At 49.6% G+C, this 13,112-nt stretch carries 13 protein-coding genes; 5 read left to right on the top strand and 8 right to left on the bottom strand.

Going from position 1 to position 13,112, the window contains the following annotated elements; all coding sequences use genetic code 11:
* Window positions 1-624 carry a hypothetical protein gene (locus HUU10_10885; protein NUQ82101.1) on the bottom strand — a complete coding sequence of 208 codons (624 nt, stop codon included), beginning with the start codon at window positions 622-624 and terminating at the stop codon, window positions 1-3.
* 252 nt (window positions 625-876) lie between these two features.
* On the opposite strand from HUU10_10885, the gene HUU10_10880 reads away from it, so the two are divergent.
* Genes HUU10_10880 through HUU10_10865 form a run of 4 tightly spaced genes read left to right on the top strand, consistent with a single transcriptional unit; the run spans window position 877 to window position 4,791 of the window.
* Entirely contained in the window at window positions 877-1,464 is a 588-nt protein-coding gene (locus HUU10_10880; protein ID NUQ82100.1) for a hypothetical protein, read from the top strand.
* Between the two features lie 2 nt (window positions 1,465-1,466).
* Window positions 1,467-1,763 carry a transcriptional regulator gene (locus HUU10_10875; GenBank protein NUQ82099.1) on the top strand — a complete coding sequence of 99 codons (297 nt, stop codon included), beginning with the start codon at window positions 1,467-1,469 and terminating at the stop codon, window positions 1,761-1,763.
* Between the two features lie 58 nt (window positions 1,764-1,821).
* Entirely contained in the window at window positions 1,822-2,574 is a 753-nt protein-coding gene (locus tag HUU10_10870; protein ID NUQ82098.1) for a hypothetical protein, read from the top strand.
* Window positions 2,575-2,577: 3 nt separating this feature from the next.
* A complete protein-coding gene (locus HUU10_10865) occupies window positions 2,578-4,791 on the top strand; it encodes a TonB-dependent receptor (protein NUQ82097.1) in 2,214 nt (737 codons plus the stop codon).
* Window positions 4,792-4,982: 191 nt separating this feature from the next.
* Here the strand turns inward: HUU10_10865 and HUU10_10860 are convergent, their stop codons facing one another.
* The 6 genes from HUU10_10860 to HUU10_10835 all read right to left on the bottom strand — a co-directional run bounded on the left by HUU10_10860 (window position 4,983) and on the right by HUU10_10835 (window position 11,139).
* Window positions 4,983-5,423 carry a nuclear transport factor 2 family protein gene (locus HUU10_10860; protein NUQ82096.1) on the bottom strand — a complete coding sequence of 147 codons (441 nt, stop codon included), beginning with the start codon at window positions 5,421-5,423 and terminating at the stop codon, window positions 4,983-4,985.
* A gap of 150 nt (window positions 5,424-5,573) precedes the next feature.
* On the bottom strand, window positions 5,574-6,683 hold the full coding sequence (locus HUU10_10855) for an ATP-binding protein (GenBank protein NUQ82095.1): 1,110 nt from the start codon (window positions 6,681-6,683) through the stop codon (window positions 5,574-5,576).
* A gap of 146 nt (window positions 6,684-6,829) precedes the next feature.
* Window positions 6,830-9,055, bottom strand: a complete 2,226-nt coding sequence (locus HUU10_10850; protein NUQ82094.1) for a glycoside hydrolase family 3 C-terminal domain-containing protein — start codon at window positions 9,053-9,055, stop codon at window positions 6,830-6,832.
* 164 nt (window positions 9,056-9,219) lie between these two features.
* On the bottom strand, window positions 9,220-9,705 hold the full coding sequence (locus HUU10_10845) for a GNAT family N-acetyltransferase (protein NUQ82093.1): 486 nt from the start codon (window positions 9,703-9,705) through the stop codon (window positions 9,220-9,222).
* Window positions 9,706-9,781: 76 nt separating this feature from the next.
* The gene (locus tag HUU10_10840; GenBank protein ID NUQ82092.1) at window positions 9,782-10,627 is read right to left on the bottom strand and encodes a hypothetical protein; all 846 of its coding nucleotides are present in this window, start codon (window positions 10,625-10,627) and stop codon (window positions 9,782-9,784) included.
* Between the two features lie 86 nt (window positions 10,628-10,713).
* Window positions 10,714-11,139, bottom strand: a complete 426-nt coding sequence (locus HUU10_10835) for an SRPBCC domain-containing protein (protein NUQ82091.1) — start codon at window positions 11,137-11,139, stop codon at window positions 10,714-10,716.
* Window positions 11,140-11,275: 136 nt separating this feature from the next.
* Here HUU10_10835 and HUU10_10830 point away from each other — a divergent pair, with 136 nt between their 5' ends.
* The gene (locus HUU10_10830) at window positions 11,276-11,659 is read left to right on the top strand and encodes a hypothetical protein (GenBank protein ID NUQ82090.1); all 384 of its coding nucleotides are present in this window, start codon (window positions 11,276-11,278) and stop codon (window positions 11,657-11,659) included.
* 27 nt (window positions 11,660-11,686) lie between these two features.
* On the opposite strand, the gene HUU10_10825 is transcribed toward HUU10_10830, so the two are convergent.
* Window positions 11,687-13,051 (bottom strand): GTPase, encoded by a 1,365-nt coding sequence (locus HUU10_10825; protein NUQ82089.1) that lies wholly within the window; start codon window positions 13,049-13,051, stop codon window positions 11,687-11,689.
* Window positions 13,052-13,112 lie beyond the last annotated feature (61 nt).

Here is a 13,112-nt window from a genome sequence, read left to right as displayed (position 1 = left end):
TTAATTATTCTGTGATTTAAGCCTGATCCACCTTTTCGCTTCACGCATGGTTTCGGTTTCCTGTTTGTTCCAGGGTTTCACGACCCACAGGGCAGCAGCATGGTTATGGCCATCGTTTGAGTTTGTGTTTGGTGCCAAATACCACGCCCCCTCAGCATTGGTTGGTTTCTGGTTCTTCAAGGCAATCATCCCATCGGTTTCAACCGTGTTGATGGAAAGGATATTCGTTCGGGTTACATAATAGTCATAGGTAAGGGGTTCATTGCAATCATAAGTCAACAATTCTGGCAACACCGAATAGTTCTCCACTTTGAACCCAACATCTTCAAACTGCGTCTGACGGCAGTAATCCTGCCACCCCTTACTTATTCCTTGCATATGCAAAGTTACGGTTTCAGTTTCAATGTTAAGGTCGTTGGTCAGGTCTTGAGTTGCAATATCAAGGTTATCAACTGCCCTTCTTGAAACGATGTATCTTTCTTTTGCAGCCTTCGCCTTATTCATTTGGTATCGCCATTCTCCGATTGTATGAAAGAATGCATCATATAAAGCTTTAAACCGATGCTCTGAGGCCCGATATTCTTCAACCCGGTCATTAAAAAATCCTCTTAGTGCATACATCATCCCAACAGATTGAGCTGATTTTCCTGTACTTAAAACAAGAAACCCTTTGTGTTCTTCTGAATTTACCCTTTGCGCTCTCCGCGTTAAAATGCATTGAATTTAGCGCCTTCGCGTCCATATTCTTTGCGCCATTGCGTTTAACCGAATTGCAACCATTTCAACCTCCCCACCGTAGAACCCGTTGGTTGTCTGCTTGACAACCTTATTTTTGACCTATAACTTTGTTTTATAAAGTACTTTATCGGAGGTACCATGGACCAGCAGAAAGCATTGGATGATCTGACCTTCATCAGGCAACTCATGGCGGACAGTCAGATCATTATCAGGGAACGAACCATTGATTTTATGGTGTGGGGAATCCTGATCACCACTGGCCTGATCGGCACCTATTTTGGTATTCTGTTCGGCTTTTATAAGAGCATCGGAACCTGGATGTGGATCCTTCTGGTTGCCTCCGGATGGGTATTTGCCTTCACCCGAGGGAGCTTTAAGAAACGGGAAACCGCCCCGACCCTTGCAGGAAAAATCCTGAAAGGGACCTGGCTGTCGGTCGGTATTGCCGCCACCATTTTCGGGTTCATTGCACCATGGTCGGGTGCACTTCAAAACGCTTATATATCACCGGCCATTGCAACCGTTATGGCCATTGCCTACTACCTTTCCGGCATCGTTTATCAGAAAAAATGGGTAACAGCCCTGTCATTTTACTGGTGGGCAGGTGCCATCTATTTATTCTTTTTCCCTAATCTGGAAAGTCTGCTGGTCATGTCCTTCATTCTCATAACCGGTCAGATCATTCCGGGAATTATTCTGTACCGTGAAGCCCGAAAAGTCTCCTGACCATGACCGATTTCGATTACAAAAAACTGGATGACATCATTCATTCCCGGATCCGACTGGCGGTCATGGCCGTTCTCATGACCGTCACAGAGGCTGATTTCACCTTTTTAAAAAAACAGGTGAACGCCACCGATGGCAATCTGAGCGTCAGCCTGAAGAAACTGGAAGAAGCCGGCTATCTGAAGGTGACCAAATCGTTTATCGAACGGAAACCTTCAAGCAAATATCAATTGACCGAAGAGGGACGTACCGCTTTTAAGGTCTACATCGATCAGATCGGAAAACTTCTGGGAAAATAGGCCCCTTTTTTTACACCAATACTTTGTTTTATAAAGTACTTTATCAAAGGAGAATCACATGCTTACGACCATGCTTACCCTCATGCTGCTGACCGGAAGTCCGGAATCTGACGACATCCGTTCTGCTTACACGCTGCTTCAGACTGGTATAAACCGGTTTGATGAAACCACCCTGCTGAAGGCCATAAATCGGTTTGACAGCCTGTCTGAACGTCAGCCCGGAAACGGACAGGCCCTGATCGGGGCCGGATGGGCCCGGTACCAGTTGGGGACGTACTACATGACCAGGAAAATGGGAGACAAGGTTACCGACTCCTACGACGCCAACATGAAAGTGGCCGAAAAACTCAGCGAGGTAAAAGGATTTGAAGCGGATGGTCTGGTTCTCAAAGCGGCGATCACCATGAATAAACTATCGGTTTCGGGCGGAGCCTCGGCCGCCCTGCTTTCATTTAAGATTCACGGATGGCTCGATGAAGCTGAGGATCTCCGGCCCGATCACCCGCGCCTCCATCTGATCAGAGGAATGATGTATTTCTTTACCCCGGCCATGTTTGGCGGAAGTGCTGAAAAGGCCCTCAGTTTCTTCACCCAATCCGTTAAGTCATTTGAGGCAGTGGCCAGACAGGCACCTCCGGCCGACCATCTCGGGTTTGCAGAATCCTGCGCCTGGGCTGCTCAGGCAGAGTTTAAACTGGGGAACGGAGATTCTGCCCGGAAATGGTGCGAACGCGCCCTTTCTATTCAACCCGACTACGGGATGATCAGACAACGACTGCTGCCCATGATTAACGAAAAATTTCCTGAGTAAATCATGAAAACCCGATTCCATTTTCCCCTCATCCTTACCGGAATCCTTTTATCAGCAACGACGGAAAGGGTCCTGGCACAGACTCCGGTTTCTGGAACAGTGACGTCTGTTTCTGAAGAACCGCTTGGCTATGTGAATGTCATTTTACTGGGAACCACCTCTGGTGCCATGACAGATGAAACAGGGTCCTTCTCCTTTCTCACCAGGGAAACCGGCGTGGGTCAGATTCAGATCAGTCTGGTAGGCTACCAGCGGAAAGTGGTCACTGTGAAACTGGGTACCGGCAAGCCAGTCAAGGTTCGGGTGGTTCTTGAGGAACAGGATATCGCACTATCTGAACTGGTGGTGACCGGGTCGTCCTACAGCACCGAGTCCGTGTCGGGATTACCCGTCAGTCCGATGGAAATTGTAACCACACCGGGCGGTGCTGCCGACATTTTTCAAATGCTGAAAACCCTTCCGGGTCTGACTCCTGTTTCTGAAAGTGCCGATTTGTACATCCGTGGCGGCGATCCCATGGAATCAACGGTTCTGGTTGATCAGTCAGCCATTTTCCATCCGACCACGTTTGAATCGGCCTATGGCGGACTTTTTTCACTACTTCCTCCTACCATGGTAAAAAATCTCTGGTTCTCTTCCGGCGGATTTCCGGCCAAATATGGCAATGCCCTGTCGGGAGTTCTCGATATAGAGACACGGAATGAACCGACCGATTTCCGGATCAACACGGGCTGGAATGTGGCTGGCTGGGACATTCAGACCACCCTTCCCCTGGTCAGAGAAAAGGCCGGATTGAATCTGTACTTCAAAAAAAGTGAAACCGGACTTCTGATGAAACTTAACCAGAACACGCGGCCCTTCACATCCTATCCTTCCGGCTGGACATCCGGCGGAACCTTCAGCTACAGCTATTCAGAAACAGGGAGAATGAAAGCAACGGTGCTGGCGTCATCCGATCAGCAGGGCGTCCATGTGGACCGTCCGGAAGGAAGCTCCCAATTCGAAGGACAATCGGGTAATCAGCATGTGGGGATGGCCGTTTCCGATGTGTGGAATCGTCAGCTGATTATAAAATCCAATATTTCCGTCACCCAATTTCTCCGAAACTGGAAACTCGGTGTTCTGGACCTCGATGAGAAGGACCGGTCGCTGCAAACCCGGACCGATCTGGAATGGATCGGAAAAAACGGTCAAAAGTGGTATACAGGCGGGGAATTCAGACTCCGGAAGGATGAATTTATCGGGAAAGTACCAGCCTCACAGAATGATTACCGTTTGGGTGCCGCTTACCAGACCATTCATCCCGTTCAATCCATCACGTCGGGTGGCGGATATGTTGAATGGGAGCAAGCCGGTTGGTTTGGGATACCTGCACTTGCCACCCGTGCCGGAGTCCGTCTCGATCACAGCGCCGACCGGCGATCTCCCACTGCCGACCCCAGATTGACCATTTCAGGACTGCTATCCAAACAATGGACTGCCAGTCTGAATTGGGGCATTTTCCATCAATCTGCATGGATACCCATTTCAGATCGACCGCTGATCACCACGCCCCTGCCTGCCATGTCGGCTATCCACACCGTGGGTTCGGTGACCTGGGAAGGATCTGACGACAGAACCTGCCGCCTGGAAATCTGGAATAAAACTTACCACGATCTGCCACTGAAATCGGGAGCCAGCTTCACTTCAGAGGGAACGGGATATGCCCGTGGCCTGGATGTGGTTTACAAGGGAACAATCGGAATGGAAATTGAAGGATGGATCAGTTACGGGTGGGCCGTTTCAGAGCGAAAATGGCTCGATTATACCCAACAGGCTCCCTCACCTGCCGATATTACCCACAACCTGACCTGGGTTGCAAAGAAATACCTGAATCCGTTCTGGCAGATCGGCTGGAATCTGAAACTGGCTACCGGGAAACCCTACACACCCGTCTCAGCCGGAATTCAGGACAGCACCTCCGGACTCTTCTCACCGGTCTACGGAGAAACACATTCAGCCCGGCTTCCGTTCTACCATCGTCTGGATTTCCGGATCACCTATACCAATACTTTTTTTGATCACCTGTTTCTGGTTGGATATGCAGAACTGCTCAATTGTCTGGATACCAGCAATCCGATGGGCTATTCATGGAATTCGGATTATACCAGAAAAACGCCGATTCAAAGCTTCTTCGGCAACCGGACGGTGGTAATCGGAGCGTCCGTTTCCTTTTAAACCGGAACGCAAAACGCCTTTGTGCTCTCTGAGGTGAAGGAATTTAACCGCAAAGGCAGCAGAGAATAGCAAAGACCGCAGAGGTTTATGTATTGAAAATCAAAAAATCTTTGCGGCTTCGCGCCTTTGCGTCCATATTCTTTGCGTTTTCCGCGTTAAAACGTATGAACCGGGTCTTCCTCAGCCAGTCGTTATTCACAAACCATGTATCCGTTATCAAACACGATCCGCCAGACGCCATCCGGTTCCAGCTTCCAGGTCGAATAAAACCGGAGGATGAGTTTCCCTTCAGGTGAATAAACCGGACCGGTGGTCTGTCCGAGTGTCCCCGACCCGGAAACCTCCACCTGATCAGGTTTCCATGAAAACGGCGCCTTTTCACCTTCAAAGTACCGCATCCAATGGGCTGCGATGGCTTCCTTTCCCACCAGGGGATCTCCATCGTTCAGAAAAACCGCCTCCTCAGACACAAAGGACATGAAGAGGTCGGGTTTACGGTCGGCCATGGTTTGAGCGAATGCAATCTCCCTCTGCCGGACCTGTTCTTTCAACTGAGCGGATTTCAGAGTGTCGGTTTGTGCAACCACGGTTCCGGAAACCAGCAGTCCAACCAACAGAAATAAGCATCTCATAGTTTTGTATCCTTTAATGATGATTAAACAACTCAATTTTTTCAACCAAAGCAAGTGAACTTATCCCACTCCCGCATCCATTGCGCACTTTGCGTTTCGCATATTGCGCAATTTTACATTCCAAAACCCCTTTGCCAGAGGACCAATTTCTTACCTTCCCACACGCAGGTATTGTTCCAGAAACACATCATACAACCGGTAACCATCGGTGTCTTCAATGATCAATTGCTGGGAAAGCAACGTGTTAAACGTGCGTTTCATCGAACTGGAACCGATGATGCCACTCACTTTCAGAAAATGATGCGAAAAGGGTTGATCCACAACACCGATACGCGCTATGGCCACAAGCACTTTAAATTGATTGTGAGACAACCGGGCAGGTAGTTCCTCATAGAAGACCCGTTTTTCCTCCAGAAAGGGGATGAAAAACCGGCCGAATTCCGCAACCGACCCCACATCCTGCTTCTGGCTGTAAAGCGCATTACAAATAGCCTGAACGTAATAGGTATGCTGATGGGTCATTTCCAAAATATGCCTGATCACCTCCGGATGAATACGGATGCCACCCTTTTCGAAATGTTTCAGTATAAATGCGGCGTACAGATCGGCCTGCACCGGTTTCAGACTCAGCATCCGCGTGGATTGGAAAAACGGCGAGGCATAATCATTGAAAATATCCGACATCAGATATTTTTCACTGCCCGCGTATATGAACCGGATGTTGGTAAATTGCTGGCTCAGCGTCCGCAGTTTCACCTCCATGGATGCGCCATCCCGGTATTTTCTCACATCCTGGAATTCATCAAAGGCCAGAACGACCGGCTTATCCAGCGAACTGATAAACCGCAAGGTTTCTTCCAGACTGCGGAAAGACCGATCGGGAGACAGCAGGCTCATTTCCACACCTGGCATTCCATCGGGACCCACCGACACCGACAATCCGATCGCCTGAATAAATTCCTTCAGCCGGTTGGCAAATCCGCGTTCCGAAAACGCCTGACTTCTTAAAACCGCATTCCCCAGCTCTGCACAGAAATCCTGCATGGATTTGGTTCCCCACAGATCGGTGAAAATGCAGTAGAACTCATCCTCAAGATGATGAAACACATGCCGGATCAAGGCCGATTTTCCCAACCGTCTATAGGCATAGAGCGTTACATCCACCCCATTCCTCAACGACATGCAGATGGTTTCCGTTTCGGTTTCCCGATCACAGAAATAGTCGGGACCCCGATACCCTTTCAGCAAAAATGGATTCATGATCATTTCCCCTGATCTTCACAGTATGCGTTACGCACTATGCGTTTCGCAATTTGCGAAATTATATAAAAATCATCCCCCAACAGCAACAGGCCCTTCGCCGGACAGAGAGGCAACCCGTTACCGGAAGGACTGTCCGTATCGGTTCAGTTCAATTCCAACACGCCCCGAAGGCGGATATCTGCAGAGGAACTTCCAATCATGATATCGAATAGTCCCGGTTCAGCCACCCACTTCAGCGATGAATTGTAAAAGGAGAGATGGTCAATGGAAATCCGGAATTCAACCGTTTTCGATTCGCCGGCCCTGAAGAATACCTTCCTGAAATCCTTTAACTCCTTAACAGGTCGGGAGACCGAAGCAACCCGATCCCTGATGTATAATTGCACCACCTCTTCCCCATCCCGTTTGCCTGTGTTGGTCACTTTCATGGAAACCAGAATCGAATCATTCGGAGTCATCATGGATTTGCTGAGCTTCAGATCGGAGTAAGTGAAGGAAGTGTAACTGAGGCCATAACCGAATTCATAGGCCGGATAGATGGATTCATCCAGGTAGGCACTGCGGTAAAACCGGTCCTGATCATTGGTAGCCGGCCGGCCTGTATTCAGATAGGCGTGATACATGGGAATCTGTCCCACACTCCGGGGAAAGGTCATGGTCAGTTTACCAGATGGATTGTCGTCCCCAAAAAGCACATCCGCGATCGCATTTCCTGCTTCCGACCCCAGCCACCAGGTATATAAAATGGCAGAGGCTTTCTGCTGAATCTCCGGAAAGACCAATGGGCGGCCGGCATTGATTAACACCACCACCGGTTTCCCGGTTTTGACCAATTCGAGAAACAGGTCGGTCTGAACACCGGGAATGCGGATATCGCTGCGGCTTTTTGCTTCACCTGACAGGTCCCGTCTTTCACCGATACTGAGAAGGACCAGGTCTGCTTTCCCGGCTTGTTCAACGGCTTCGGCAAATCCTGACCGATCACTTCCCTCTATGTTGCACCCGCGGGCATACATCAGTTTTGTTTCATTTCCCGCCCGGTCAAGGAGCCCTTCCCATTGAGTCACAATAAAGTTTGAATCCACTCCCGGAACTTCCACATCCCAAAACCCTTTGTTCTGTTTCACCGCCTTCACCAGCGGACCGATGACGGCGATGGTTTTCACTTTCGGAGTGATGGGAAGGGTTTCCTTATCGTTTTTAAGCAACACGATACTTTTCCGGGCCATGTCCCGGGCTGCTTCCACATGTGCCGGATTGTTCAATGCCTGCTTTTCCCGATCCGGATTGCTGAACCTGTAAGGATCCTCAAACAGCCCCAATTCAAACTTTTTCCTCAGGATACGCCGGACTGATTCATCAATGACAGAAACGGGGACTTCACCCTTTTTTACCAGTGCGGCGAGGTTGTTCTTATAATTGCGGCTTTCCATATCCATATCGGTACCGGCCAGGATGGCGGCCCGGGCTGCTTCATATTCATTGGCCACCGTCCCGTGGTTAATCATTTCACCCACCGCGCCCCAATCGCTCACCACAAATCCGGTAAATCCCCATTCATCACGGAGCACCGTCTGAAATAAAAACCGGTTCATGGTGGCCGGAATACCGTTGATGTCATTGAACGAGGTCATTACAGTGGCAGCGCCCGCCTTTACCGCCGCTTTGTAAGGGGGCAGATACACCTCGCGCAACATCCGTTCACTCATATCCACCGAGTTGTAATCACGCCCTCCAATGGCTGCTCCGTAGGCTGCCAGGTGTTTCACGCAAGCCAAAACCGCGTCGGTCGAGCCATATCCGTTTCCCTGAAAACCCCTGACTCTCGCCGCTGCAATTTTCGCTCCTAAAACCGGATCCTCCCCGGCTCCTTCCATCACCCGACCCCACCTTGGATCCCGGCTGATATCCACCATGGGAGCAAACGTCCAGTGTATTCCTGCAGAACTGGCTTCAATTGCCGCAATCCGTGCCGCCCTTTCCATGGCATCAAGGTCCCATGAACACGACTCTGCAAGCGGAACAGGAAAGGTGGTTTTGTAGCCGTGAACAACATCCTGGCCAAAGATCAGAGGAATTTTTAACCGGGATTGCATGGCAATTTCCTGCCACTTGCGGGTGCGGAATGTACCGACTGCATTGAGCATGGATCCAACCTCACCCCGTCTGACCTGTCCTTCCTTGTCGGGATCGAGGGTGACCGGCCCGGTGGCAGACTGGTCATCGTTGTACTGATTCAACTGTCCGATTTTTTCTTCCAGTGTCATGAGGGAAAGGACTGAATCCACTTTCTGGCTGATGGGCCTGGATTGTGTCCAGCAAGTGAGTGGTACAAAAATCAGCAACGTGACCATAAACCAGCGGTTCATGAAAGACCTCTGAACTAGTTGAAAGGAAAAATGATTGTGACTGCGATTGTCGGTTTTAAATATGGGCATGGTCCGGGATTATTTCCATCCGATTGCACAGAAAGGAGGCCGGGTTTAAACGATTATGAACGTGTGTCCTTTTACCGGGTGAAAATCTGCGACAATCAGGAAGATCGCTTCAACTCCATGACCAGACAGTCATCTTCATTAAACCGACGTTCACCGACCGGTATAAATCCAAGTCGCCTGTAAAAGTTTTGTGCGCGGATATTCGACAGTAGCGGATCGATCAGTATGGTATGAACCAGCGGATCGGAAAAACAGCGCGCAATGGCCTGTTTCATCATCATGGATCCGTACCCTTTCCCCAAATCCTCCGGCCATCCGATCCAGATATCAATGGCACGGAAACCAGGACCGGTTTCCCCCCAATAGCGGGTTACTTCACGATCGGGATCGATGATTTGAATAAAACCAACCGGCCGGCCATTCCATTCGGCCATCAGTTGTTCCCGCCAGTCTGGTGTACGGACTAGTTCGGTTTCCCAGTCCCAGTCATCGGATGGATCGGAATCGATGACATGTGGCTGCTGATCCCATTCCAGAAGAAGGGGGAGATCATCGGGTGTTGCGGGGCGGAGGGTGATCATCTGAGGAATTTTTAAAAGGTCATTTCAGGGTCTTAGGAATCATGAAATGCAACCGGCTTTTTTCTATCCAGACCGGTCACTCCACCACTCCTTTCACATCATATTCAACAGACCGGAAAGTAAAATCGGCATATTGAAAGTCCCCTTCCGGGTAGTGATAGACTGCTGCACCCCAACCGGGAACGCGCCGGCCATCCACTTCCTTCCAGTTGGTAACCGGCGTGCTCCACCGGACATTTCTCATGGACCCGTTTTCTTCAAGTGCATACCGGTCATCGGAGACAAAGTTATTCAGAACTCCAGCCTGTGAAATGTCCAATACAGCAGAAACCTCATGTTTTCCATTTTTCAGCCGGATACGCACCCACCCACTATCGGTTTCATCAGCCCTGATTCTTGGGTCGGTTAAAGCAGCAGGATTGTACAGACACAAATCATTCAGAATGGTAACGGTTTCGGCCTGTGTCAGAGTATCCCCTTTCAGGTCAACCGTATTATACAGTGAGGCAATCCGTACCTGGAATAATGCAGATTCATCTGAATATTGGTGAACAGCAGCAAAGGGAATCAGAAAAATGGAACTTCCCATGGTGAAATGTCGTGCATACCGATCAAAAAAATTGTATTGTTCAACGGGCATATCCATGGGTTCTGCCCCTGGCTTCCTGACCATCCGTCCATCGAACACCAATCTGAAATTACCCGGGACTGGTTTTCCGACGGCACCGGCGAATACCAGATACTGCTGAAGCCGTACGGGCAGGTGTTGAATGTCATCTATGGTAAGTACCTGGCCGGGTGCCATTGGTTGTTTCCTGAATTCGGCTTTTACTCCATCAGTAAACTGAGAGTGCACCGATTGGCAGGAAACCAATCCCCAGATGAAAAGACCAGCTATTGCAAGAAAAGACATGCGTTTCATGAGTTCTCCGGAAAAAACCCATTTACGGATAATATGGTCTTTTTGTTTCCGCCACAAATGAATACCGGATTACGCCAGAAGAAAAATCAGAGCGATTCCGTGTGCTGCCTGAATGACTCCAGAATAGCCTGCCAGCCCTGCTGCTGGAATTCCCGGGGATAAACATTTTCTGCCTCGAAATCTTCTGTAACCAGAACCCCGCTGGTTGTTTCCTCAAAACGGATGGTCACACCCCGTCCATCGGTCATCCGGTATTCAAGCAAAGAGAATGGTTCAACCGTTTCCCAGAGTCCTTCAAATTCAAAGGAAGCACTGCCATCACGGGCAGCCATGGTTGATGAAAACTTACCGCCCGGGCGAAGATCCTGAGTCGCTGCCGGACAGTGCCAATCGGGTGACGCCTGGTTCCATTGAGTGATATGGTCCGGATCAGTAAACGAGTGCCAGGCGGTTTGCAGCGGTGCGTTTACCAGAACAGAAACGGAAAGAGGATTGGTCAGGTTAAGTGCCATGTGTGGACCTGTTATTTAGATGCGTTCTACTTAAAATGGAAAGTGTCATCATAAAAAACAATCCAATTGTTGTCTGAATCTCTCCACCGATGATAGTCGTACACAGACTCATCCCAACAATACAATGGAGACAAAGATGACACGTGCCGTGCTTAACCTGCTGCTTGCATTTTTATTGACTGGTCTGACTGGTTGTGAGCTTTTCACACAGCACCCCGACTTGGGTGTTACCAATCAATCGGGACCTTCATGGAATGGCGTCTGGTATGAAGGAAAGGTAACCATTCATAATTACAGCACCACCTATACGGCTTACAATGTCGGGATCAGTAGCAAACTTAAAAGCGGCAATACAATTGTCGCCACAGGCGGAGGTTCAGGAGGAACGCTTGAGCCTGGCGAATCGATTGTCATCAGCGTGGTGCTGACCTCAGCTTATGATGAGAAAGTGAATGGAACGTTTGATTCAAAGCTTTACTGGACCGACGAGTACGACCGTTCCTGGTCAAAATCCTATTAAAAAAGGGGCCTTACGCCCCTTTCTCTTTTAGTGAGTTGCAGCCTTTTTACCGGCAGGTTTCTTTTCCGCCTTTTTCGGCCGGAACAGGTTATGCAGCACCTCGGTCAGGTTGGGGGTCCCGATTTCAGCCAGATCGTAGGTCACACGAACCGATGGTTTCTTAATCTTCAAAACCCTGCGCAGATCAATCGGGGTGCCAATGATGACCGAATCCACATCGGCTTTTTCGATGGTTTTTTCGAGATCACGGATCTGTTTATCGCCATAGCCCATGGCAGGCAACACCTCTCCGATACCGGGGTATTTCTTAAACGTGGCTGCAATTTCACCAACCACAAACGGACGCGGATCAATAATGGCAGAGGCCCCGTATTTCCTGGCGGCAATCACACCGGCCCCAAATTCCATTTCGCCGTGGGTCAGTGTCGGACCGTCTTCGACCACCAACACCCGTTTACCACGGATAATCTTCGGGTCTTCTACAGTAACCGGGGAAGCGGCATCGATAACGATGGCATCCGGATTCACGGAACGGATGTTCATCCGCAATTCTTCAATGTTGTCAAAATTGGCCGAATCAATTTTATTTATTACCACCACATCGGCCATACGCAGATTGGTTTCGCCCGGGTAATAAAACAATTCATCACCGGTGCGCAGCGGGTCGGTTACCACGATGTGAAGGTCGGGTTGATAGAATGGCAGATCGTTGTTTCCGCCATCCCACAAAATCACATCGGCTTCTTTTTCTGCTTCCCGCAGAATGGCTTCATAATCCACACCGGAATAAATGATGGTTCCGGTCATGATATGAGGTTCATATTCTTCGCGTTCTTCGATGGTACACTGGTGTTTATCCAGATCCTTTAAAGCAGCAAACCGCTGAACCTTCTGAGCAACCAGGTCTCCGTATGGCATTGGATGGCGGATGGCCACCACTTTTTTACCCATCGATTTCAGAATTTCACTGACCCGGCGGGTCGTCTGGCTTTTTCCGCATCCGGTGCGGACCGCACAAACGGCAATCACCGGTTTTTTCGATTTGATCATGGTGGGTGTTCCGCCGGCGAACCGGAAATCGGCACCGGCTGCATTCACTTTCGAAGCCCGTGACATGACATACTGGTAATTCACATCGGAATAACTGAAAACCACCTCATCGGCTTTAAATTTCCGGATCAGTTTTTCAAGATCTTCCTCGGGAAAAATGGGAATACCCTCTGGGTATAAGGGACCGGCCAGTTCAGCCGGGTATTTCCGGTCGTCGATATTGGGAATCTGGGTGGCAGTAAATGCCACCACTTCGATTGATTTATTCTGACGGAAAAGGGTGTTGAAATTATGGAAGTCGCGCCCGGCGGCCCCCATGATGATCACTTTGCGGCGGTCCATGGTTTACCTCTGATTATTTGGTCAAAAACGGGTGATTACATTGGTCAGATGCAATCGTTCC

This window comes from Bacteroidota bacterium (assembly GCA_013360915.1).
Taxonomy (GTDB): domain Bacteria; phylum Bacteroidota; class JABWAT01; order JABWAT01; family JABWAT01; genus JABWAT01.
Note: the sequence above shows the minus strand (reverse complement) of the source record. Positions and strands in the feature narration are given on the sequence as shown.

Coding starts and splice junctions, on each gene's coding strand:
- HUU10_10880 (NUQ82100.1), top strand. CDS start 877: ATGGACCAGCAGAAAGCATTGGATGATCTGACCTTCATCAGGCAACTC.
- HUU10_10825 (NUQ82089.1), bottom strand. CDS start 13,051: ATGGACCGCCGCAAAGTGATCATCATGGGGGCCGCCGGGCGCGACTTC.
- HUU10_10860 (NUQ82096.1), bottom strand. CDS start 5,423: ATGAGATGCTTATTTCTGTTGGTTGGACTGCTGGTTTCCGGAACCGTG.
- HUU10_10845 (NUQ82093.1), bottom strand. CDS start 9,705: ATGATCACCCTCCGCCCCGCAACACCCGATGATCTCCCCCTTCTTCTG.
- HUU10_10830 (NUQ82090.1), top strand. CDS start 11,276: ATGACACGTGCCGTGCTTAACCTGCTGCTTGCATTTTTATTGACTGGT.
- HUU10_10850 (NUQ82094.1), bottom strand. CDS start 9,055: ATGAACCGCTGGTTTATGGTCACGTTGCTGATTTTTGTACCACTCACT.
- HUU10_10835 (NUQ82091.1), bottom strand. CDS start 11,139: ATGGCACTTAACCTGACCAATCCTCTTTCCGTTTCTGTTCTGGTAAAC.
- HUU10_10865 (NUQ82097.1), top strand. CDS start 2,578: ATGAAAACCCGATTCCATTTTCCCCTCATCCTTACCGGAATCCTTTTA.
- HUU10_10840 (NUQ82092.1), bottom strand. CDS start 10,627: ATGAAACGCATGTCTTTTCTTGCAATAGCTGGTCTTTTCATCTGGGGA.
- HUU10_10870 (NUQ82098.1), top strand. CDS start 1,822: ATGCTTACGACCATGCTTACCCTCATGCTGCTGACCGGAAGTCCGGAA.
- HUU10_10875 (NUQ82099.1), top strand. CDS start 1,467: ATGACCGATTTCGATTACAAAAAACTGGATGACATCATTCATTCCCGG.
- HUU10_10855 (NUQ82095.1), bottom strand. CDS start 6,683: ATGAATCCATTTTTGCTGAAAGGGTATCGGGGTCCCGACTATTTCTGT.
- HUU10_10885 (NUQ82101.1), bottom strand. CDS start 624: ATGATGTATGCACTAAGAGGATTTTTTAATGACCGGGTTGAAGAATAT.